Source organism: Aeromonas sp. BIGb0405 (assembly GCF_024807335.1).
In the GTDB taxonomy this organism is placed as follows: domain Bacteria; phylum Pseudomonadota; class Gammaproteobacteria; order Enterobacterales; family Aeromonadaceae; genus Aeromonas; species Aeromonas rivuli.
On record NZ_JANUEP010000006.1, the window covers coordinates 1 to 21,292 of the forward strand.

The 21,292-nt window shown below is 55.2% G+C and carries 19 protein-coding genes and 1 tRNA gene; all 20 read right to left on the reverse strand.

The window, feature by feature from the left end; genetic code table 11:
- Positions 1-207: 207 nt before the first annotated feature.
- Positions 208-750: a D-glycero-beta-D-manno-heptose 1,7-bisphosphate 7-phosphatase gene (gmhB, locus tag M2366_RS14390; RefSeq protein WP_259237195.1), complete on the reverse strand. Its 543-nt coding sequence runs from the start codon at positions 748-750 to the stop codon at positions 208-210.
- Between the two features lie 100 nt (positions 751-850).
- On the reverse strand, positions 851-2,035 hold the full coding sequence (gene tuf, locus M2366_RS14395; protein WP_042644447.1) for an elongation factor Tu: 1,185 nt from the start codon (positions 2,033-2,035) through the stop codon (positions 851-853).
- Positions 2,036-2,089: 54 nt separating this feature from the next.
- Complete coding sequence (gene fusA / locus M2366_RS14400) at positions 2,090-4,195, reverse strand: elongation factor G (RefSeq protein ID WP_042043649.1); 2,106 nt, start codon at positions 4,193-4,195, stop codon at positions 2,090-2,092.
- A 78-nt stretch (positions 4,196-4,273) separates the two neighbouring features.
- Positions 4,274-4,744 carry a 30S ribosomal protein S7 gene (gene rpsG, locus M2366_RS14405; protein WP_005901834.1) on the reverse strand — a complete coding sequence of 157 codons (471 nt, stop codon included), beginning with the start codon at positions 4,742-4,744 and terminating at the stop codon, positions 4,274-4,276.
- Between the two features lie 93 nt (positions 4,745-4,837).
- Positions 4,838-5,212 carry a 30S ribosomal protein S12 gene (gene rpsL, locus M2366_RS14410; RefSeq protein WP_005901832.1) on the reverse strand — a complete coding sequence of 125 codons (375 nt, stop codon included), beginning with the start codon at positions 5,210-5,212 and terminating at the stop codon, positions 4,838-4,840.
- A gap of 183 nt (positions 5,213-5,395) precedes the next feature.
- Complete coding sequence (gene tusB, locus M2366_RS14415) at positions 5,396-5,674, reverse strand: sulfurtransferase complex subunit TusB (RefSeq protein WP_259237194.1); 279 nt, start codon at positions 5,672-5,674, stop codon at positions 5,396-5,398.
- An 8-nt stretch (positions 5,675-5,682) separates the two neighbouring features.
- The gene (gene tusC, locus M2366_RS14420; RefSeq protein ID WP_224431770.1) at positions 5,683-6,039 is read right to left on the reverse strand and encodes a sulfurtransferase complex subunit TusC; all 357 of its coding nucleotides are present in this window, start codon (positions 6,037-6,039) and stop codon (positions 5,683-5,685) included.
- Positions 6,040-6,046: 7 nt separating this feature from the next.
- Positions 6,047-6,439 (reverse strand): sulfurtransferase complex subunit TusD, encoded by a 393-nt coding sequence (gene tusD, locus M2366_RS14425; RefSeq protein WP_224431769.1) that lies wholly within the window; start codon positions 6,437-6,439, stop codon positions 6,047-6,049.
- An 83-nt stretch (positions 6,440-6,522) separates the two neighbouring features.
- Positions 6,523-6,903 (reverse strand): RidA family protein, encoded by a 381-nt coding sequence (locus M2366_RS14430; protein ID WP_042043656.1) that lies wholly within the window; start codon positions 6,901-6,903, stop codon positions 6,523-6,525.
- 23 nt (positions 6,904-6,926) lie between these two features.
- On the reverse strand, positions 6,927-7,643 hold the full coding sequence (locus M2366_RS14435) for a transcriptional regulator (RefSeq protein WP_040319155.1): 717 nt from the start codon (positions 7,641-7,643) through the stop codon (positions 6,927-6,929).
- Between the two features lie 193 nt (positions 7,644-7,836).
- Positions 7,837-12,141: a DNA-directed RNA polymerase subunit beta' gene (rpoC, locus tag M2366_RS14440; RefSeq protein WP_224431768.1), complete on the reverse strand. Its 4,305-nt coding sequence runs from the start codon at positions 12,139-12,141 to the stop codon at positions 7,837-7,839.
- Positions 12,142-12,232: 91 nt separating this feature from the next.
- Complete coding sequence (rpoB, locus tag M2366_RS14445; RefSeq protein ID WP_042043659.1) at positions 12,233-16,261, reverse strand: DNA-directed RNA polymerase subunit beta; 4,029 nt, start codon at positions 16,259-16,261, stop codon at positions 12,233-12,235.
- A 220-nt stretch (positions 16,262-16,481) separates the two neighbouring features.
- The gene (rplL, locus tag M2366_RS14450) at positions 16,482-16,844 is read right to left on the reverse strand and encodes a 50S ribosomal protein L7/L12 (protein WP_042043660.1); all 363 of its coding nucleotides are present in this window, start codon (positions 16,842-16,844) and stop codon (positions 16,482-16,484) included.
- Between the two features lie 51 nt (positions 16,845-16,895).
- Positions 16,896-17,396, reverse strand: a complete 501-nt coding sequence (gene rplJ, locus M2366_RS14455; RefSeq protein WP_005901820.1) for a 50S ribosomal protein L10 — start codon at positions 17,394-17,396, stop codon at positions 16,896-16,898.
- 247 nt (positions 17,397-17,643) lie between these two features.
- Complete coding sequence (gene rplA, locus M2366_RS14460; RefSeq protein WP_042043661.1) at positions 17,644-18,345, reverse strand: 50S ribosomal protein L1; 702 nt, start codon at positions 18,343-18,345, stop codon at positions 17,644-17,646.
- 4 nt (positions 18,346-18,349) lie between these two features.
- Positions 18,350-18,778 carry a 50S ribosomal protein L11 gene (rplK, locus tag M2366_RS14465; RefSeq protein ID WP_016352267.1) on the reverse strand — a complete coding sequence of 143 codons (429 nt, stop codon included), beginning with the start codon at positions 18,776-18,778 and terminating at the stop codon, positions 18,350-18,352.
- Between the two features lie 134 nt (positions 18,779-18,912).
- On the reverse strand, positions 18,913-19,440 hold the full coding sequence (gene nusG / locus M2366_RS14470; RefSeq protein ID WP_198135309.1) for a transcription termination/antitermination protein NusG: 528 nt from the start codon (positions 19,438-19,440) through the stop codon (positions 18,913-18,915).
- Positions 19,441-19,473: 33 nt separating this feature from the next.
- On the reverse strand, positions 19,474-19,845 hold the full coding sequence (gene secE / locus M2366_RS14475; protein ID WP_005901810.1) for a preprotein translocase subunit SecE: 372 nt from the start codon (positions 19,843-19,845) through the stop codon (positions 19,474-19,476).
- Positions 19,846-19,905: 60 nt separating this feature from the next.
- Positions 19,906-19,982, reverse strand: a tRNA-Trp gene (locus tag M2366_RS14480).
- Positions 19,983-20,034: 52 nt separating this feature from the next.
- Positions 20,035-21,219 (reverse strand): elongation factor Tu, encoded by a 1,185-nt coding sequence (gene tuf / locus M2366_RS14485; protein WP_224431767.1) that lies wholly within the window; start codon positions 21,217-21,219, stop codon positions 20,035-20,037.
- Positions 21,220-21,292 lie beyond the last annotated feature (73 nt).

Sequence of the window (21,292 nt, forward strand, 5' to 3'; positions counted from 1 at the left end):
TTCTACTCAACCGCCTTCTCGAGTCAAGCCTTATTTGGTAAGGCTTTTTCGAGGCACCGACCGGCTTGTTTGCGTTGCCGCTTGCCCTGTCGATGGAGGCGCATTATAGGGAGTTGAAATGCGCTGGCAAGAGGTTAATTACAAAAATATGGCTTTCGTCGCTCGTTCGCTCATAAAGCCAACAACCTGTGTGTAAAGCAGTCGAAATCAGCTTATGGCTGGCACAGAAACGGCGAAATCGTGCAGATTGTCATAGACAGCATCGGCCAATGCCATGCCTGCATCGGTGATCGGCTTGCCGGTACGCACCATCACTTTATGGCCAACCTTGGCATTAGCCGCAGCGCTCAGGTCGGAAGGCTTGTCACCCACCATATAAGAACGACTCATATCAATGCCAAGCTCTTGCTGCGCCAGCAGCAACATGCCAGGGGCAGGTTTACGGCAATCACAGGGCGCACCGTGATCCGGGTGATGGGGGCAGAAGTAGATGCCATCCAGATCCACACCCCGATCGGCCAGTGACCAATCCATCCACTCGGTGAGATTCATGAAATCATCTTCACTGAAGTAACCACGCGCGATACCCGACTGATTGGTGACCACGATCAGCTGATAGCCTTTTTGCTTCAGCAGTTGCATGGCGTCAATCACGCCAGGCAGAAAATGGAAGTCGTCGACCTGGCTGACATAACCGGTGTCTTCGTTGATGACACCGTCGCGATCCAAAAAGATGGCAGCTTTGCTCACTCGTCATTACCTCTTGTTATAGGGAACTCTCAGGATGGCATGAGCCAAACGTAAAAAGGGTGGCCTAAGCCACCCTTTTAGTGCGTATTGCAGGGATCGATTAAGCGATCACGCTTGCAACAACACCAGCACCTACGGTACGGCCACCTTCACGGATAGCGAAACGCAGACCGTCGTCCATCGCGATCGGCGCGATCAGGGTAACAACCATTTTGATGTTGTCGCCTGGCATTACCATTTCAACGCCTTCCGGCAGTTCGATGGTACCGGTCACGTCGGTAGTACGGAAGTAGAACTGAGGACGGTAGCCTTTGAAGAACGGGGTATGACGACCACCTTCTTCTTTGGACAGTACGTACACTTCAGATTCAAACTTGGTGTGCGGCTTGATAGAACCCGGCTTGGCCAGTACTTGACCACGCTCTACGTCTTCACGCTTAACACCACGCAGCAGGGCGCCAACGTTCTCACCGGCGCGACCTTCGTCCAGCAGTTTGCGGAACATTTCAACACCGGTACAGGTAGTGGTCACGGTATCTTTGATACCGACGATTTCTACAGACTCACCGACTTTAACGATGCCGCGCTCAACACGACCGGTTACTACGGTACCACGGCCAGCGATGGAGAAGACGTCTTCGATAGGCATCAGGAACGGCAGGTCAATGGCGCGCTCCGGCTCCGGGATATAGGTATCCAGGTGGCCAGCCAGCTCGATGATCTTCTCTTCCCAAGCAGCGTCGCCTTCCAGCGCTTTCAGCGCGGAGCCACGAACTACCGGCAGGTCATCACCCGGGAAGTCGTACTCGGTCAGCAGTTCGCGAACTTCCATCTCGACCAGCTCAAGCAGCTCTTCGTCGTCAACCATGTCGCACTTGTTCATGAACACGATCATGTACGGGATACCAACCTGGCGACCCAGCAGGATGTGCTCACGAGTCTGCGGCATCGGGCCGTCAGTCGCTGCAACAACCAGGATTGCGCCATCCATCTGGGCAGCACCGGTGATCATGTTTTTAACGTAGTCGGCGTGACCCGGGCAATCTACGTGCGCGTAGTGACGGGCAGCAGTGTCATATTCTACGTGGGAGGTGTTGATGGTGATACCACGCTCACGCTCTTCCGGGGCCTTGTCGATCTGGTCGAAGGCGAAGGCTTTGCCACCGAAGTGCTTGGCCAGCACGTTGGTGATGGCGGCGGTCAGGGTGGTTTTACCGTGGTCAACGTGGCCGATGGTGCCGACGTTTACGTGCGGTTTGTTACGTTCAAATTTTTCTTTAGACACGACGTAGTCCTTCTAGGTTAAACCCGCCTACCGTCGTAGGCGGGGAATCTTAAATTACTTGGATTTGCGCTCTTCGATCACTGCCTGAGCCACGTTGTTCGGGGCGTCGGAGTACTTAGCGAATTCCATTGCGTAGGAAGCACGACCTTGGGTAGCGGAACGCAGCGCGGTCGCATAACCGAACATCTCGGCCAGCGGCACCAGAGCACGTACGATCTTGCCGGACGGGCCGTCTTCCATACCTTCGATCAGGCCACGACGACGGTTCAAGTCACCGATAACGTCGCCCATGTAATCTTCCGGAGTCTCAACTTCGACCTGCATGACAGGTTCCAGCAGAACCGGCTTGGCTTTCATGTAGCCAGCTTTGAAGGCCAGGGAAGCCGCGATCTTGAACGCCAGCTCGGAAGAGTCGACATCGTGGTAAGATCCGTAATGCAGACGCACACCGATATCCATGACTGGATAGCCTGCCAGCGGGCCGGATTTGAGCTGCTCGCGCAGACCCTTATCAACACCTGGGATGTATTCACCAGGGATCACGCCACCTTTGATATCGTTAACGAATTCATAGGTTTTGCCAGCTTCCAGCGGGTACATGTCGATGATGACGTGACCATACTGACCACGACCACCAGACTGCTTGGCGTGCTTACCTTCGATATCCTTGACGGTTTCACGAATGGTTTCACGATAGGCAACCTGCGGTTTACCAACGTTCGCTTCAACCTTGAACTCGCGACGCATACGGTCAACGATGATGTCCAGGTGCAGCTCACCCATACCGGCGATGATGGTTTGGCCAGATTCTTCGTCAGTCCATACACGGAAAGACGGATCTTCCTGCGCCAGACGGCCGAGTGCCAGACCCATCTTCTCTTGGTCAGCCTTGGTTTTAGGCTCAACCGCGATGGAGATTACCGGCTCCGGGAATTCCATACGCTCGAGGATGATCGGGGATTTTTCGTCACACAGGGTGTCACCAGTGGTCACGTCTTTCAGACCGATGGCAGCAGCGATATCGCCTGCGCGAACTTCTTTGATCTCTTCACGCTTGTTGGCATGCATCTGAACGATACGGCCAAAACGCTCACGCTTCTCTTTGACGGAGTTCATCACTGAGTCGCCGGAGTTAACCACACCGGAGTAAACGCGGAAGAAGGTCAGGTTGCCCACGAACGGATCGGTAGCAATCTTGAATGCCAGTGCAGCAAACGGCTCGTCATCAGACGCATGACGCTCGTCTTTAGTCACGCCATCCAGCTTCAGGCCGTCGATAGCAGCAACGTCGGTCGGTGCCGGCAGGTAGTCAACAACGGCATCCAGCATGGCCTGTACGCCCTTGTTCTTGAACGCGGAGCCACAGGTAACCAGGATGATTTCGTTGTTCAGAACGCGCAGACGCAGAGCAGTCTTGATCTCTTCCTCGGTCAGCTCTTCGCCGCCCAAGTATTTTTCCATCAGCTCTTCAGAGGCTTCAGCGGCAGCTTCAACCAGGTTCAGACGCATTTCTTGCGCCTGCTCCAGCAGCTCAGCAGGGATCTCTTCGTAATCGAAGGATACGCCCTGATCTGCTTCGCTCCAGTTGATGGCTTTCATCTTGACCAGGTCGATAACGCCCTTGAAGTTCTCTTCTGAACCGATGTTCAGTTGCAGAGGAACAGGAACGCCTTTCAGACGGGTTCTGATGTGCTCAACGCAGCGCAAGTAGTTGGCACCGGTACGGTCCATCTTGTTGACGAACGCGATACGGGGAACCTTGTACTTGTTAGCCTGACGCCATACGGTTTCAGACTGTGGCTGTACGCCACCTACGGCACAGTACACCATCACGGCGCCATCCAAGACACGCATTGAACGCTCTACTTCGATAGTAAAGTCAACGTGGCCTGGGGTATCGATGATGTTGATACGGTGCGGTTGATACTGTTTGCCCATGCCGGACCAGAATGCGGTGGTCGCGGCAGAGGTGATAGTGATTCCACGCTCTTGCTCTTGTTCCATCCAGTCCATGGTGGCGGCGCCATCATGCACTTCGCCGATCTTATGGCTAACACCGGTGTAGAACAGTACGCGTTCGGTAGTAGTAGTCTTACCGGCGTCGATGTGAGCGGAGATACCGATATTACGGTAGCGCTCAATGGGGGTTGTACGAGCCATTGTCATCCTCTTACTAAGGAGCTTGTCCCTAGATAATTGAAGGTGCGCAGGATCTTTAGCAGACCCTGCGCAAGCGGATTACCAGCGGAAGTGAGCGAAGGCTTTGTTCGCTTCAGCCATACGGTGAACGTCTTCACGTTTCTTGACAGACGAACCCTTATTGTCAGCGGCATCCAGCAGCTCGCCAGCCAGGCGCTGAGCCATTGATTTTTCACCACGTTTACGAGCGGCATCAACCAACCAACGCATTGCCAGGGCATTGCGACGTACCGGGCGAACTTCTACCGGCACTTGATAGGTTGCACCACCGACACGACGAGATTTAACCTCGACGGACGGACGAATGTTGTCCAGGGCTTCTTCGAATACAGCCAGGTGATCTTTGCCGGATTTGGTGGCAATGATGTCCAGAGCACCGTAAACGATGGCTTCGGAAACAGATTTCTTACCGTCAACCATTACTACGTTGACAAATTTAGCCAGCAACTCTGATCCGAACTTGGGATCTGGCAGGATTTTACGCTGACCAACAACACGACGTCTTGGCATTTCAAATTCTCCGTAACTTCAGGGGTTACCCAAAACTAGAAAGTTATCTAACTAGAAACGAATTAACGTTTGGCCTTACTTAACGGAGAACCATTAAGCTTTCGGACGCTTCACGCCATACTTGGAGCGAGATTGCTTACGGTCTTTAACACCGGCACAGTCCAACGCACCACGAACGGTGTGATAACGAACACCTGGCAAATCCTTGACACGACCGCCACGGATCAGAACAACGGAGTGTTCCTGCAGGTTGTGACCTTCACCGCCGATATAGGAGGTGACTTCGAAGCCGTTGGTCAGACGAACACGGCACACTTTACGCAGTGCAGAGTTAGGCTTCTTGGGGGTGGTGGTGTATACACGAGTGCACACGCCACGCTTCTGAGGGCACGCTTCCAGCGCAGGCACGTTGCTTTTTTCAACGAGCTTAGTGCGTGGCTTGCGAACCAACTGGTTAATAGTTGCCATCAAAAGGCTCCTGATAATGACTTCATAAACATGTGAAAAATCCTCCCCGCAGATACGGGGACGCGAAATTTTATGCCCTGTCGCTGAGGGAGTCAAGATTTATACAATCCGTGCCGTAAAAGGACACAGACCCTGACAGCGATGTAGAGCCAAACCACTGAGTTATAACAATTAATGTTGACGTTAGCATGACCATGAATGTGGCGAACCTTCAGCCTCAATCAGCGCCACCAACCCCGTCATGGTCAGGGATAACCCGGATCCCTCCCCCAAACCGCGGGCCTGCAGATCCTCATTCATCACATAGAGCCGTTCCTCGGCCAATTTGGCCTGCCAGAGCGGGCTGACGGCTGCTACCACCGCATCTTGCATCAGCACCAGGGCATCACCCTGATTTCGGTATCGCAACGCCTGCTCCAGATCCTGGGTCAGGAAGGGCGAGCTCATTATCAAATGGATCATAACCCCTCTCAGAAGCTCAGATGAATGGCATAACTGGCCCAAAGCCGGGTCAGTTCAGCCCTGGGCAGACAACGGGCCTCGATGATGAGGTCATCCGGCTGCAGGCCGCGCTCAGAGAGCGAGTCAGCGCAGACATAGAGCTCCTCCACATCATAGAGCTCCAGCAGCTTGAAGGTCGGGGCGTAATGGCGCTGCAGTATGGCCTGCGGCTGTTGATCCTGGACCAGCTGCAAGACCCCGTCCTCGATGAGAAACAGGGCGAGTGACTCCGTCAGGGCAGAGCTGGCCAGCAGGGCATCGAGCCCTTCTCTGCCCGCCGCAGAGCCATGGGGCCCTCGCCTGCCGATAAAGGCAATCTTGTTCATACCCCTCCTAAAATTGCACGAAACGATCCGCGGTCAAGGTCGCTTCCGCCAGTTGCCCGAGGCCACTCAGGCAGAAGGGCTCGCCCAGATTGAAGTGCGCCTTGCCCACCTCGGAGGCCTGGACCTCGTCCAGTACGCCACGGCGCATGGCCGCCGCCACACAGACATCGATACGGATCCCCTGCTCAACGGCCAGCTCGGCCCATAAACGCACCAGGTCTGTCTCATCGGACGCGGGGGCATGGAGTTGATTGCCGTTGCTCACCCCCTCTTGATAGAAGAACAGGTGAGAGAGGCGATGTCCCTCCGCCAACAGGGCGCGAGCGAAGCGGTAAGCGGTGCTGGCCGATTGGCTGCCATAGGCAGGCCCCGTCACCAACAGGGCAAAACTCAGACTCATAGCCAGATCCCCAAGAGGTAGCCCATCGCAGAGCCACAGACAAAAAAGCCCCTCCGGGAGGGGCTCATCACAGCGATGCCGGATCAGATATGGGCGATCGCTTCCACTTCAACCAACACATCTTTCGGCAGGCGGGCCACCTCAACGCAGGATCGCGCGGGTGCCGAGTCGCCGAAGTAACGGGCATAGACCTGATTGAAGGCCACGAAGTTGTTCATGTCGCTCAGGAAACAGGTTGTTTTCAGCACCTTGCTGGGATCGGAACCCGCCGCCTTCAGCACGGCAACCAGGTTCTTCATCACCTGCTCGGCCTGCGCTTCGACACCCCCACTGACGATCTCCATGGTGCTCGGATCGAGCGGGATCTGGCCAGAGGTGAACACCAGCTCACCCAACTTGGTGCCCTGCACATAAGGGCCAATCGCGGCGGGAGCCTGTTCGGTTGCGATTACTTCTTTAGCCATTCATCTGTCCTCTTCTATGGCGCTCACTCGCTCTCATCTTCACCCTGCTTGCGCTGGCGGATGTAAAGATAGACGGTGTGTTTGGAAATATTAAGTTTGTCGGCGACCAGATTGATCGAATCCTTGATATCGAATATGCCCTTCTCGAACAGCTGGGTCACGATAAAACGATTCTTGGCATTGTTGGCCACGGTCGGATCGCGATTGATCTCGTCGATGGTGTTATCCACCGTCTGGGCGACCAGCTCCTCAACGCTGTTGGCGAAGGTCTCTGGCGACTGGCGCTCGACCTGCTGTGGGGTCGGGAAGAACTCGGCCACAAACTCATGAAAAGGCGCATTGATGTGCAAGTTGATACAGATAAGACCGATCACCTGCTTGTCGCTGTTGCGAATGGCAATGGTGATCGACTTCATCAGCGCACCGGTACGACTGCGGGCGAAGTAGCTTTGTGTGTACTCCTGACCAGCATTCTCTATGTCTTTGAGCATACGCAGGGCCAGATCGGTGATCGGCGCTCCTTCGTTGCGACCCGTGTTGAAACCATTCGCTATCTTGATCACCGACTCGTGCAGATTCTCCAGGGAGTGAAGTACCACCTCACAGTGCTTGCCGAACAACTCGGCCAAGCCCTCGATCAGCCCCTCATAGGAGCGCAACAATTCCCTGTCTTCGTCTGTAAAAGTGCGGCTGACCAGCTGTTCCTCGGGAAGCATTACATCCTCGATACCGACAGTCATCTTTTACCCCTGTAATCACGTTAACTGATCCGAGTTTTCAATTGCGCACTGGCAATGTCAACTTTTTTTGATTTTTTGCTCTATAACCTTGCACTGGATCATCCCCTGCCCCAGCCCGGTGCAGCCTGGGTCAATGTACCAACAACAAAAAGGGCTCCCTGAAGGAGCCCTTTTTAATCACTGCAGCTGAAGATTACTCTTCGTCAAAACTGCCGGATGCATTAAGCAGATCCGCCAGGTTTTGCTGAGCTTCATCGGCTGTCACCTGCGGTACACCGACAGCACGAGCTGCGGCGGCACGCTGGTTGATCCGGCTGTGGTGGTAGGCAAAGCCGGTACCAGCCGGGATCAGACGACCCACGATGACGTTCTCTTTCAGGCCACGCAGTTCATCACGCTTGCCGCCAACGGCCGCTTCGGTCAGAACACGGGTGGTTTCCTGGAAGGAAGCCGCGGAGATGAAGGACTCGGTGCTCAAGGATGCCTTGGTAATACCCATCAGGATATGACGGAAGGTGGCCGGGATCTTACCCTCGGCAACCAGCTTACGGTTGGCAATCTTGACGCGGGCCACTTCAACCTGCTCGCCTTCGATCAGGTCAGTGTCGCCAGCGCTCAGGATCTCGCACTTACGCAGCATCTGACGAACGATGACTTCGATGTGCTTGTCGTTGATCTTAACGCCTTGCAGACGGTAAACGTCCTGCACTTCGTTGGCGATATAGTTGGCGACCGGGCTGATACCGCGCAGACGCAGGATATCGTGAGCAGACTCAGGACCGTCCGCCAGCACTTCACCCTTCTCAACTTTTTCACCTTCGAACACGTTCAGGTGACGCCACTTCGGAATCATCTCCTCGTAGACATCGCCACCATCGGTCGGGGTGATGACCAGACGGCGTTTGCCCTTGGTCTCTTTCCCGAAGGAGATGGTACCGGAGATCTCGGCCAGGATAGCCGGTTCCTTCGGAATACGTGCTTCGAACAGATCCGCAACGCGCGGCAGACCACCGGTGATGTCCTTGGTACCGCTGGATTCCTGCGGGATACGCGCAACCGCGTCACCCACACCCACGTTGGCACCATCTTCCAGGTTCACGATCGCCTTGCCCGGCAGGAAGTACTGGGCGGCAACATCGGTACCCGGGATCATGACATCTTTACCGTTCAGGTCGACCAGTTTAACGGTCGGACGCATCTCTTTACCGGCACTCGGACGCTCGTTGACATCCAGTACGACGATGGAAGAGAGACCGGTCAGCTCGTCGGTTTGACGGGTGATGGTCACGCCATCGATCATGTGTTCGAAGTCCAGGCGACCTGCTACTTCGGTGATGATCGGGTGGGTGTGCGGATCCCAATTGGCCACGGTTTCACCGGCAGTCACTGCCTGGCCATCTTTCACTTCCAGGACGGAACCGTAAGGCAGCTTGTGGCTTTCCTTGGTACGGCCCATCTCGTCCATGATGGTCAGTTCAGTAGAACGTGAGGTGATAACCAGCTTGTCGGCGCTGTTGAGAACGAACTTGGCGTTCTGCAGCTTGATGCTACCGGTGTTCTTGACCTGGATGCTGCTCTCGGCAGCAGCTCGGGATGCGGCACCACCGATGTGGAAGGTACGCATCGTCAGCTGGGTACCCGGTTCGCCGATGGACTGGGCGGCGATAACACCGACAGCCTCACCCTTGTTGACCAGGTGACCACGGGCCAGATCGCGACCGTAGCAGTGGGCACAGTTACCGAAGTCGGTCTCACAGGTGATGGCAGAACGTACCTTCACGCGGTCGACGGAGTTACGCTCCAGCAGATCACACAGATACTCGTCGAGCAGGGTATTGCGCGCGACCAGGATCTCGCCTTCAGTACCCGGCTTGATCACATCATCGGCAACCACACGACCCAACACGCGCTCACGCAGCGGTTCGACCACGTCGCCACCTTCGATCAGCGGAGTCATCCACAGACCTTCGATGGTGCCGCAATCGTCTTCGGTGATGACCATGTCTTGCGCCACGTCAACCAGACGACGAGTCAGGTAACCGGAGTTAGCCGTCTTCAGTGCGGTATCCGCCAGACCTTTACGAGCACCGTGAGTGGAGATGAAGTACTGGAGTACGTTCAGACCTTCACGGAAGTTCGCCACGATCGGCGTTTCGATGATGGAACCATCCGGCTTGGCCATCAGGCCACGCATACCGGCCAGCTGACGGATCTGGGCGGCGGAGCCCCGCGCACCAGAGTCGGCCATCATGAAGATGCTGTTGAACGACGCTTGCTCTTCTTCTTCACCCAGTGAGTTGACATCACGCTCCTTGGACAAGTTCTCCATCATGGCCTTGGAGACGCGCTCGTTGGCGCTGGCCCAGATATCGATAACCTTGTTGTAGCGCTCGCCCGCGGTCACCAGACCGGACAGGAACTGGTCCTGGATCTCGGCAACTTCGGCTTCGGCTGCGGCAATGATCTCTTTCTTGGCATCCGGGATGACCATGTCATCGATACCAACGGAAGCACCAGACAGGGCCGCATAATGGAAACCGGTATACATCAGCTGGTCAGCGAAGATGACGGTGTCCTTCAGGCCCTGCTTGCGATAGCAGGTGTTCAGCAGACGGGAGATGAGCTTTTTGCCCAGCGCCTTGTTGGATACGGATTTGATCCAGTTCTGCGGATTGGCATCCAGGTCAGCCTGCTCTGCAGCAGTCAGCACCTTCGGCTCATCGATCAGAGCATATTCCATGCCTTTTGGCAGGATCAGGCTCAGAATCGCACGACCAACTGTGGTGTTCTTCAGCTCGGTGTGCTCTACCAGCGAATCATCTGCCTGACGCAGGTATTCGGTGATGCGCACTTTGACACGGGCATGCAGATCGGCCAGACCGGCGCGATAGACCTTCTCGGCTTCTTTCGGGCCGGCCAGCACCATACCTTCGCCCTTGGCGTTGATACGGGCACGGGTCATGTAGTACAGACCCAAGACCACGTCCTGGGAAGGCACGATGATCGGCTCACCGGAGGCAGGCGACAGGATGTTGTTGGTAGACATCATCAGGGCGCGCGCTTCCAGCTGGGCTTCCAGGGTCAGCGGTACGTGGACCGCCATCTGGTCACCATCGAAGTCGGCGTTATAGGCGGCACAGACCAGCGGGTGCAGCTGGATGGCTTTACCTTCGACCAGGGTCGGTTCGAACGCCTGGATACCCAGACGGTGCAGAGTCGGTGCACGGTTCAGCAAGACCGGGTGTTCGCGGATCACTTCGTCCAGGATGTCCCAAACGACGGCTTCTTCGCGCTCCACCATCTTCTTGGCGGCCTTGATCGTGGTCGCCAGACCGCGGGTCTCGAGCTTGCCATAGATGAAGGGCTTGAACAGCTCCAGCGCCATCTTCTTCGGCAGACCACATTGATGCAGGCGCAGGGTCGGGCCTACTGTGATAACGGAACGACCAGAGTAGTCGACACGTTTACCCAGCAAGTTCTGACGGAAACGACCTTGCTTACCCTTGATCATGTCGGCCAAGGATTTCAGCGGGCGCTTGTTGGAACCAGTGATGGCACGGCCACGACGGCCGTTATCCAGCAGGGCATCCACGGACTCTTGCAGCATGCGCTTTTCGTTGCGCACTATGATGTCCGGTGCCGCCAGGTCCAGCAGACGCTTCAAGCGGTTGTTACGGTTGATCACACGACGGTACAGATCGTTCAGATCTGAAGTCGCGAAACGACCGCCGTCCAGCGGTACCAGCGGACGCAGGTCCGGCGGCAGCACAGGCAGCACTGTCATGATCATCCACTCCGGCTTGTTGCCGGATTGCAGGAAGGCTTCCATCAGCTTCAGGCGTTTGGTGGTCTTCTTGCGTTTGGTCTCGGAGTTGGTCTGATCCAGCTCCTCGCGCATGGTTTTGACTTCACCTTCCAGATCGATGGCACGCAGCAATGCAAGGATTGCCTCGGCACCCATCTTGGCGTCAAATTCGTCGCCCCACTCTTCCAGTGCGTCCAGATAGTTCTCTTCGGACAACATCTGGCTGCGCTCGAGGTTGGTCATGCCGGGTTCGATCACTACATAGGATTCGAAATACAGCACGCGCTCGATGTCACGCAGGGTCATGTCCAGCAGCAGACCGATACGGGACGGCAGGGACTTCAGGAACCAGATGTGGGCAGTCGGGCTGGCCAGCTCGATATGGCCCATGCGCTCACGACGGACCTTGGTCTGGGTCACTTCTACGCCGCACTTCTCGCAGATCACACCACGGTGTTTCAGGCGCTTGTACTTGCCGCACAGACACTCGTAGTCCTTCACCGGTCCGAAGATACGGGCACAGAACAGACCATCACGTTCCGGCTTGAAAGTCCGGTAGTTGATGGTCTCAGGCTTTTTGACTTCACCGAATGACCAGGAGCGGATCATGTCAGGAGAGGCCAGACCGATCTTAATACTGTCAAACTCTTCGGTCTTAGTCTGAGCCTTCAAAAACTTGAGTAAGTCTTTCACGTGTTTCCCCTGTCAGGAGTCTAACCTCGGCGCCCCTACTGCCAAAGCAGCGGGGCGCCCACGTCAATTCTCGAACAATAAGAGCGGACTCTTACTCTTCGTCCAGCTCGATGTTGATACCCAGAGAGCGGATTTCCTTCAACAATACGTTGAAGGATTCGGGCATGCCCGGCTCCATACGGTGGTCGCCATCCACGATGTTCTTGTACATCTTGGTACGGCCATTCACATCGTCAGACTTGACGGTCAGCATCTCTTGCAGAGTGTATGCCGCACCGTAAGCCTCCAGGGCCCACACTTCCATCTCACCGAACCGCTGACCACCGAACTGTGCCTTACCACCCAGCGGCTGCTGGGTAACCAGGCTGTAGGAGCCGGTAGAACGCGCATGCATCTTGTCGTCTACCAAGTGGTTCAGCTTCAGCATGTACATGTAACCCACCGTGACCTTGCGCTCAAAGGTGTTACCAGTACGGCCGTCGAACAGGGAGATCTGACCGGATTCCGGCAGATCAGCCAGTTTCAGCAAGGCTTTGATTTCGTGCTCTTTGGCGCCATCAAAGACCGGCGTGGCGACTGGCAGACCATTACGCAGGTTCCCGACCAGGGTACGCACGTCGTCATCAGACAGCTCGGCGATGTTCACTTGCTGGCCATCCTTCTCGCCCAGGTCATAGACCTGTTGCAAGAATTCACGCATCTCGTGCAGCTTGCGCTGCTCTTTGATCATGCGATCGATCTTCTCGCCGATGCCCTTGGCCGCGAGGCCCAGATGCACTTCGAGGATCTGACCGATGTTCATACGGGACGGTACGCCCAGCGGGTTCAGTACGATGTCGACCGGACGGCCGAACTCGTCATGGGGCATATCCTCGACCGGGCAGATCTTGGAGATAACACCCTTGTTACCGTGACGGCCCGCCATCTTGTCACCCGGTTGGATGCGACGCTTGACTGCCAGGTAAACCTTGACGATTTTCAGTACGCCCGGCGCCAGATCATCACCCTGGATAATCTTGCGACGTTTGTTCTCGAACTTCTTGTCGAAGTCGGCACGCAGCTCGATGTGCTGTTCGGCGATCTGCTCCAGTTCGATCTGCTTGGCTTCATCTTCGATGGCCAATTCAAACCACTTGGTGCGATCCAGCTTGTTCAGACGATCTTCGCTGTAGCCGGCAGCCAGCAACAGGTTGCGAGTACGGCCAAATACGCCGTCTTCCAGGATCTTGAACTCTTCGGTCAAGTCCTTCTTCGCTTCCTTGAGCTGCATCTCTTCGATTTCTTTGGCGCGCTTGTCTTTTTCCACGCCATCGCGGGTAAAGACTTGCACGTCAACCACGGTACCGTACACACCGTTCGGTACACGCAGGGAAGAGTCCTTCACGTCAGACGCTTTCTCACCGAAGATGGCGCGCAGCAGCTTCTCTTCCGGGGTCAGCTGGGTTTCACCTTTCGGTGTTACCTTGCCAACCAGGATGTCGCCGCCCTTCACTTCGGCACCCACGTAGACGATACCGGACTCGTCCAGCTTGGACAGTGCAGCTTCACCCACGTTCGGGATGTCGGCAGTGATCTCTTCCGGACCCAGCTTGGTGTCACGGGAGATACAGGCCAGTTCCTGGATATGGATGGTGGTCAGGCGATCTTCCTGTACCACACGCTCGTTTACCAAGATCGAATCTTCAAAGTTGTAACCGTTCCACGGCATGAAGGCGACGCGCAGGTTTTGGCCCAGCGCCAGTTCGCCCAGGTCGGTAGACGGGCCATCGGCCAAGACGTCACCGGCCATCACCGGCTCACCCAACATCACGCAAGGACGCTGGTTGATACAGGTGTTCTGGTTGGAACGGGTGTACTTGGTCAGGTTGTAGATGTCGATGCCGGCTTCGCCTGGCAGCAGCTCATCTTCATTGACCCGCAGCACGATACGGGAGGCATCGACATAGTCGATCACGCCGCCACGCTTGGCCACGACGGTCACACCGGAGTCAACGGCTACGGCGCGTTCCATGCCGGTACCTACCAGCGGCTTGTCGGCACGCAGGGTCGGCACGGCTTGACGTTGCATGTTCGAACCCATCAGGGCTCGGTTAGCATCATCGTGTTCCAGGAAGGGGATCAGGGCCGCTGCCACAGAGACAATCTGTTGCGGGCTCACGTCCATATACTGGATCTGATCGGCGTTCATGAAGGTGGATTCACCCTTATGGCGGCACGGGATCAGTTCATCTTTCAGGCGACCATCTTCGGACGCGGCCGCATTGGCCTGAGCGATGACGTATTTGCCTTCTTCGATGGCAGACAGGTAATCCACTTCGTCGGTGATCAGACCGTCGATAACCTTGCGATACGGGGTCTCGAGGAAACCGTACTCGTTGGTGCGTGAATAGACTGACAGCGAGTTGATCAGACCGATGTTCGGACCTTCAGGGGTCTCGATGGGGCACAGACGACCGTAGTGAGTCGGGTGCACATCTCGAACTTCAAAGCCGGCGCGCTCACGAGTCAGACCACCTGGGCCCAACGCAGAGATACGACGCTTGTGGGTCACTTCGGACAGCGGGTTGTTCTGGTCCATGAACTGGGACAACTGGCTGGAACCGAAGAACTCTTTGACGGCGGCGGAGATCGGCTTGGCGTTGATCAGATCCTGCGGCATCAGGGTGTCGAGGTCGCCCAGGGACAGACGCTCTTTCACCGCACGCTCAACACGGACCAGACCGACGCGGAACTGGTTCTCGGCCATCTCACCGACGGAACGAATACGACGGTTACCTAGGTGGTCGATATCGTCCACCTCGTCATTGCCGTTACGGATGTCGATCAGGCGCTTCATGACTTCGACGATATCGTCTTTGGTCAGCACACCCACACCGGTCTCATCTTCACGAGAGAGACGACGGTTGAACTTCATCCGACCCACGGTAGACAGGTCGTAACGCTCGGAAGAGAAGAACAGGTTCTCGAACAGCTGCTCTGCCGCTTCGCGGGTGGGCGGCTCGCCCGGACGCATCATACGATAGATTTCGACCAGCGCTTCCAAACGGTTGGAGCTGTTGTCGATACGCAGGGTCTCGGACATGTAAGCACCGTGATCCAGTTCATTGGTGAACAGAACCTCGAAGTGCTTGAAGCCGGCTTGGGACAGGTTGGCAACCGCTTCCAGGCTCAATGCCTGGTTGGCAGTCACGACCATTTCGCCAGTCTGGGGATGTGCGTAGTTCTTGGCGACAACTTTGCCAACAACATACTCCACCGGCACCTCAATCTGGGTGATGGCGTCCTTTTCCAGCTGACGGATGTGGCGTGCAGTCACACGACGACCGGTCTCGACGACCACAGTGCCATTGGCAATGATGTCGAAGGTCGCGGTTTCGCCACGCAGACGCTCGGGCACCAGATCCATCATCAACTTGCCATCTTTCACTTCGAAACCGATGGTCTCGAAGAAGGTGGCCAGGATTTCTTCGGATCCGAAGTCCAGGGCGCGCAGAATAATGGACGCTGGCAGTTTACGACGACGGTCGATACGGACAAACAGGTTGTCTTTTGCATCGAACTCGAAGTCCAGCCAGGAGCCACGGTAGGGGATAACGCGGGCGTTATACAGCACCTTACCGGATGAATGAGTTTTGCCTTTATCGTGGTCGAAGAAGACGCCCGGGCTGCGGTGCAGCTGGGAGACAATGACCCGCTCGGTACCATTGATAACAAAGGTGCCGTTTTCGGTCATGAGCGGAATTTCGCCCATGTAAACTTCTTGTTCCTTGATGTCTTTGACGGTGCCGGCAGCTGCTTCACGGTCGTACAGAACCATACGAAGCTTGACACGCAGCGGCGCGGAGTAGGTCACTCCACGGATCTGGCATTCTTTTACGTCAAATACCGGCTCACCCAGGCGATAGCTGACATACTGAAGCTCAGCACTACCGGAGTAACTGGTGATCGGGAAAACGCTACGGAAAGCGGCCTCTAGGCCATATTCACCTTCCGGGTCAGCCTCGATGAACTGCTTGAAGGAGTCCAGCTGAATGGACAACAGATAAGGCGTGTCCAGTACCTGGTCTCGCTTACCGAAGTCCTTACGAATGCGTTTTTTTTCGGTATAAGAGTAAACCATAGGGTTCCTCAGCTCGCTGATAAGTGACCCACTCTGTCCCGCAGGACAGCTCTGTCTCAACACCGTTTTGTGTTGACCGGGCGATAATGCGGCCCGGGTTGCTGGTGCACCGAGAGTCGCAAACGGTGTGAAAATGCTCTCAGTCTACAGCGCAAAAAGGCTGGTGAATGAAATTCACCAGCCTTGCCTGTTTTATCAGGCTAATCTACATGAATGCAGATTATTTGATCTCAACAGCAGCACCGGCAGCTTCCAGCTCTTTCTTCAGAGCTTCAGCTTCGTCTTTGGAGATGCCTTCTTTCAGGTTGGCCGGAGCGGACTCAACCAGATCTTTAGCTTCTTTCAGGCCCAGGCCGGTAGCGCCACGAACGGCTTTGATAACGGCAACTTTGTTGGCACCGATAGCAGTCAGAACTACGTCGAACTCGGTTTTCTCTTCTACTGCTTCAGCAGCCGGACCGGCAGCAACAGCAACAGCAGCAGAAACACCGAACTTCTCTTCCATAGCTTCGATCAGCTCAACAACTTCCATTACGGACATGGAAGCAACGGCTTCGATGATTTGGTCTTTAGTGATAGACATGACAAAAATTCCTGATGTTGAATAAACTCAAACAACCTAAATAGGTAAGAATCAAGCAGCAGCTTGCTTCTGATCGCGGACAGCAGCGATAGTACGAACCAGCTTGCCAGCTGAGGCTTCCTTCATGGTAGCCATCAACTTCGAGATTGCTTCGTCGTAAGTCGGCAGTGTAGCCAGACGATCAATTTGTGCTGCGGCGATAAACTCACCGTTAAAAGCGCCAGCCTTGATTTCGAACTTTTGGTTCGCTTTGGCAAACTCTTTGAACAGACGAGCGGCAGCGCCCGGGTGTTCGTTAGAGAAAGCAATCAAGGTCGGACCGGTCAATACGTCGTTCAGGCACTCGTATTCGGTACCTTCTACCGCGCGACGCAGCAGGGTGTTACGCACTACGCGTATGTACACACCGGCTTCACGAGCGGTTTTACGCAGGACGGTCATCTTGTCTACAGTGACGCCGCGAGAATCGGCAACAACTGCGGACAGTGCGCCTTTGGCAGCTTCGTTGACTTCAGCAACAATTGCCTTTTTGTCTTCGAGTCCTAATGCCATTGGCTTAGCTCCTGGATTGAATCTGGGCCACCGAGACCCAGAACTGATACATCCCTCTGAAAACAGAGGAAACGATGCGGTGGCAGGATTCCAGAAGAGAAAATTTTCTCGCTGGGTTTCCGGCACCGTCTACGCAGGAAATATTAAGGTGTTGCCACCTCCTGCGGTCTTGGACGGAGGTCGAAACCCCCAACCAATCAAGGCGCAAAATTATAGATTAAATTTTGCGCCTTGTAAAATCCATCAATTAGGCCTGAGCTTCCAGAGAAGCTTGGTCTACAGCAACACCGGCACCCATGGTGGTGGAGATGCTGACTTTCTTGATGAAGATGCCTTTGGCGGAAGAGGGTTTGCCTTTTTTCAGGGCAACCAGCAGCGCTTCCAAGTTTTCTTTCAGCTGAACTTCGTTGAAAGAAACCTTACCCAGAGTGGTATGGATGATACCATTCTTGTCATTGCGGTAACGGACCTGACCGGCTTTGGCGTTCTTGACAGCCTCAGCAACGTTCGGGGTCACGGTGCCCACTTTCGGGTTAGGCATCAGGCCACGTGGACCCAGGATCTGGCCCAGTTGACCAACAACGCGCATGGCATCCGGGGATGCGATCACGACGTCGAAGTTCATCTCGCCTTTTTTAACCAGCTCAGCCAGGTCGTCCATACCAACCAGTTCAGCACCGGCAGCTTTAGCAGCTTCGGCGTTGGCACCCTGGGTGAATACGGCAACGCGAACGTCACGACCGGTACCGTGCGGCAGCACAGTGGCGCCACGGACGTTTTGGTCGGATTTACGAGCGTCGATACCCAGGTTGACAGCAACGTCAACGCTTTCAACGAACTTGGCAGTAGCCAGTTCTTTCAGCAGGGCAATGGCTTCGTTGATGCCGTACTCTTTGGTACCGTCAACTTTTTCGCGAATAACGCGCATACGCTTGGAAATTTTAGCCATTGTCTTAATCCTCCACTACCAGACCCATGGAACGAGCGGAGCCTGCGATGCAACGTACTTTTGCATCCAGATCGGCACCAGTCATATCCGGTTCTTTGGTCTTGGCAATTTCTTGCAGCTGAGCAACAGTCACCTTACCAACCTTGTCTTTGTTCGGCTTGGCAGAACCAGACTGGATACCGGCAGCTTTCTTCAGCAGGAAGGAAGCAGGCGGAGTCTTGGTTTCGAAGGTGAAGGAACGGTCACTGTAAACGGTGATCACGACCGGAGTCGGTGAGCCTTTTTCCAGCTTCTCTGTACGGGCGTTGAACGCTTTACAGAATTCCATGATGTTGACACCGTGCTGACCCAGGGCCGGACCGACGGGGGGGCTTGGGTTGGCACTGCCAGCTTTAACTTGCAGCTTGATATAAGCTGTGACTTTCTTAGCCATTAGAAAAATACCTCAAAAATGGGTTCAAACGCCTCGGAGACATGCTCCTGCAAACGGCTCCCCAGCTAATAAAGGGGCAGCGAATTATAGAGATAATCGCTGCCCCTGACAACCGTTAAACGTACAGAATTCAATCAGCCTTTTTCGACCTGACCAAAATCCAGTTCTACCGGTGTTGAACGGCCGAAGATCAGAACGGAAACCTTCACGCGGCTCTTTTCATAATCCACTTCTTCGACAGTACCGTTGAAGTCCGCGAAGGGACCATCGGCAACCCGTACCATCTCACCCGGTTCAAACAGCGTTTTCGGACGCGGCTTGTCGTGGGAATCTTGCAGACGATTGAGGATGGCATCGGCTTCTTTATCGGAAATCGGTGCCGGGCGATCGGAGGTGCCACCGATGAAGCCCATTACACGCGGTACATTACGTACCAGGTGCCAGGTGGTTTCATCCATCAGCATCTGAACCAACACATAGCCCGGGAAGAACTTGCGCTCGCTCTTGCGCTTCTGGCCGGCACGCATCTCGACCACTTCCTCGGTCGGTACCAGCACTTCGCCAAACATCTCTTCCATGCCATGCATCTTGATATGTTCGCGCAGGGATTTCGCAACACGGCCTTCATAGCCGGAGAATGCCTGTACGACATACCATCTCATACGTTGTTCACGTTGTTCAGTCATGGCTAATCCTTACACACCGGTAATCAAGTTGACCAACCAGACCAGAGCGCCGTCCAGAAGGAACAACAGCAAGCCCATGATGGCAGTAACCGCCAGCACAATCAGCGTTGTCTGAATGGCTTCCTGGCGGGTTGGCCATACGACCTTGCGGACTTCCAGGCGAGACTCACGGGCAAAAGCCAATGTTGCCTTACCCTTAGTGGTTTGCAGGGCTACCGCACCAGCGGCAGCAATGACAACGACCACACCCAAGGCGCGGACGGCAGCGAGCACATCGTGCAGCAGGTAATTACCCACTACAGCGGCCGCCAGGATGATGAAAACCAGGCCCCAAAGCAGGGTATCCTTGCTTCCGCCCTGATTCTCAGAACTCACATTCATACAACCTACCTGTATCTGACATTACCAAAGACACAAAAGCCCCGTACGAGACGAGGTGCATGGCAGGGGCGGAGGGATTCGAACCCCCAACCATCGGTTTTGGAGACCGCTGTTCTACCAATTCGAACTACGCCCCTGCATAAGAAAGCCCCTATTATAGGGGCTTCGCTTTATTTATGTAAGCCAAGATTAAGCGATCACGCTTGCAACAACACCAGCACCTACGGTACGGCCACCTTCACGGATAGCGAAACGCAGACCGTCGTCCATCGCGATCGGCGCGATCAGGGTAACAACCATTTTGATGTTGTCGCCTGGCATTACCATTTCAACGCCTTCCGGCAGTTCGATGGTACCGGTCACGTCGGTAGTACGGAAGTAGAACTGAGGACGGTAGCCTTTGAAGAACGGGGTATGACGACCACCTTCTTCTTTGGACAGTACGTACACTTCAGATTCAAACTTGGTGTGCGGCTTGATAGAACCCGGCTTGGCCAGTACTTGACCACGCTCTACGTCTTCACGCTTAACACCACGCAGCAGGGCGCCAACGTTCTCACCGGCACGGCCTTCGTCCAGCAGCTTGCGGAACATTTCAACACCGGTACAGGTAGTGGTCACGGTATCTTTGATACCGACGATTTCTACAGACTCACCGACTTTCACGATGCCGCGCTCAACACGACCGGTTACTACGGTACCACGGCCAGCGATGGAGAAGACGTCTTCGATAGGCATCAGGAACGGCATGTCGATCGCGCGCTCCGGCTCAGGGATATAGGAATCCAGGAAGCCAGCCAGCTCGATGATTTTCTCTTCCCAAGCCGCGTCGCCTTCCAGCGCTTTCAGCGCGGAACCACGGATCACCGGCAGGTCATCACCCGGGAAGTCATACTCGGTCAGCAGTTCACGAACTTCCATCTCGACCAGTTCGAGCAGCTCTTCGTCGTCGACCATGTCGCACTTGTTCATGAACACGATCATGTACGGGATACCAACCTGGCGACCCAGCAGGATGTGCTCACGAGTCTGCGGCATCGGGCCGTCAGTCGCTGCAACAACCAGGATTGCGCCATCCATCTGGGCAGCACCGGTGATCATGTTTTTAACGTAGTCGGCGTGACCCGGGCAATCTACGTGCGCGTAGTGGCGGTTCGGGGTGTCGTATTCTACGTGGGAGGTGTTGATGGTGATACCACGCTCACGCTCTTCCGGGGCCTTGTCGATCTGGTCGAAGGCGAAGGCTTTACCACCGTAGTGCTTGGCCAGCACGTTGGTGATGGCGGCGGTCAGGGTGGTTTTACCGTGGTCAACGTGGCCGATGGTACCCACGTTTACGTGCGGTTTATTACGTTCAAATTTTTCTTTAGACATGATCGACCCTCTAAACTAACGCTGAGTACGCAGTGGCAAGCTAACCACAGAACAGTTTATATGATGGATTTGA

Excerpts from the sequence above, each read along its gene's own strand:
- tuf (WP_224431767.1), bottom strand. The coding sequence starts at position 21,219 with ATGTCTAAAGAAAAATTTGAACGTAATAAACCGCACGTAAACGTGGGT.
- fusA (WP_042043649.1), bottom strand. The coding sequence starts at position 4,195 with ATGGCTCGTACAACCCCCATTGAGCGCTACCGTAATATCGGTATCTCC.
- rpsG (WP_005901834.1), bottom strand. The coding sequence starts at position 4,744 with ATGCCAAGACGTCGTGTTGTTGGTCAGCGTAAAATCCTGCCAGATCCC.
- tusB (WP_259237194.1), bottom strand. The coding sequence starts at position 5,674 with ATGATCCATTTGATAATGAGCTCGCCCTTCCTGACCCAGGATCTGGAG.
- tusD (WP_224431769.1), bottom strand. The coding sequence starts at position 6,439 with ATGAGTCTGAGTTTTGCCCTGTTGGTGACGGGGCCTGCCTATGGCAGC.
- rpoB (WP_042043659.1), bottom strand. The coding sequence starts at position 16,261 with ATGGTTTACTCTTATACCGAAAAAAAACGCATTCGTAAGGACTTCGGT.
- rplJ (WP_005901820.1), bottom strand. The coding sequence starts at position 17,396 with ATGGCATTAGGACTCGAAGACAAAAAGGCAATTGTTGCTGAAGTCAAC.
- nusG (WP_198135309.1), bottom strand. The coding sequence starts at position 19,440 with ATGAGATGGTATGTCGTACAGGCATTCTCCGGCTATGAAGGCCGTGTT.
- rplA (WP_042043661.1), bottom strand. The coding sequence starts at position 18,345 with ATGGCTAAAATTTCCAAGCGTATGCGCGTTATTCGCGAAAAAGTTGAC.
- M2366_RS14430 (WP_042043656.1), bottom strand. The coding sequence starts at position 6,903 with ATGGCTAAAGAAGTAATCGCAACCGAACAGGCTCCCGCCGCGATTGGC.
- rpsL (WP_005901832.1), bottom strand. The coding sequence starts at position 5,212 with ATGGCAACTATTAACCAGTTGGTTCGCAAGCCACGCACTAAGCTCGTT.
- rplL (WP_042043660.1), bottom strand. The coding sequence starts at position 16,844 with ATGTCTATCACTAAAGACCAAATCATCGAAGCCGTTGCTTCCATGTCC.
- tusC (WP_224431770.1), bottom strand. The coding sequence starts at position 6,039 with ATGAACAAGATTGCCTTTATCGGCAGGCGAGGGCCCCATGGCTCTGCG.
- M2366_RS14435 (WP_040319155.1), bottom strand. The coding sequence starts at position 7,643 with ATGACTGTCGGTATCGAGGATGTAATGCTTCCCGAGGAACAGCTGGTC.
- rplK (WP_016352267.1), bottom strand. The coding sequence starts at position 18,778 with ATGGCTAAGAAAGTCACAGCTTATATCAAGCTGCAAGTTAAAGCTGGC.
- secE (WP_005901810.1), bottom strand. The coding sequence starts at position 19,845 with ATGAATGTGAGTTCTGAGAATCAGGGCGGAAGCAAGGATACCCTGCTT.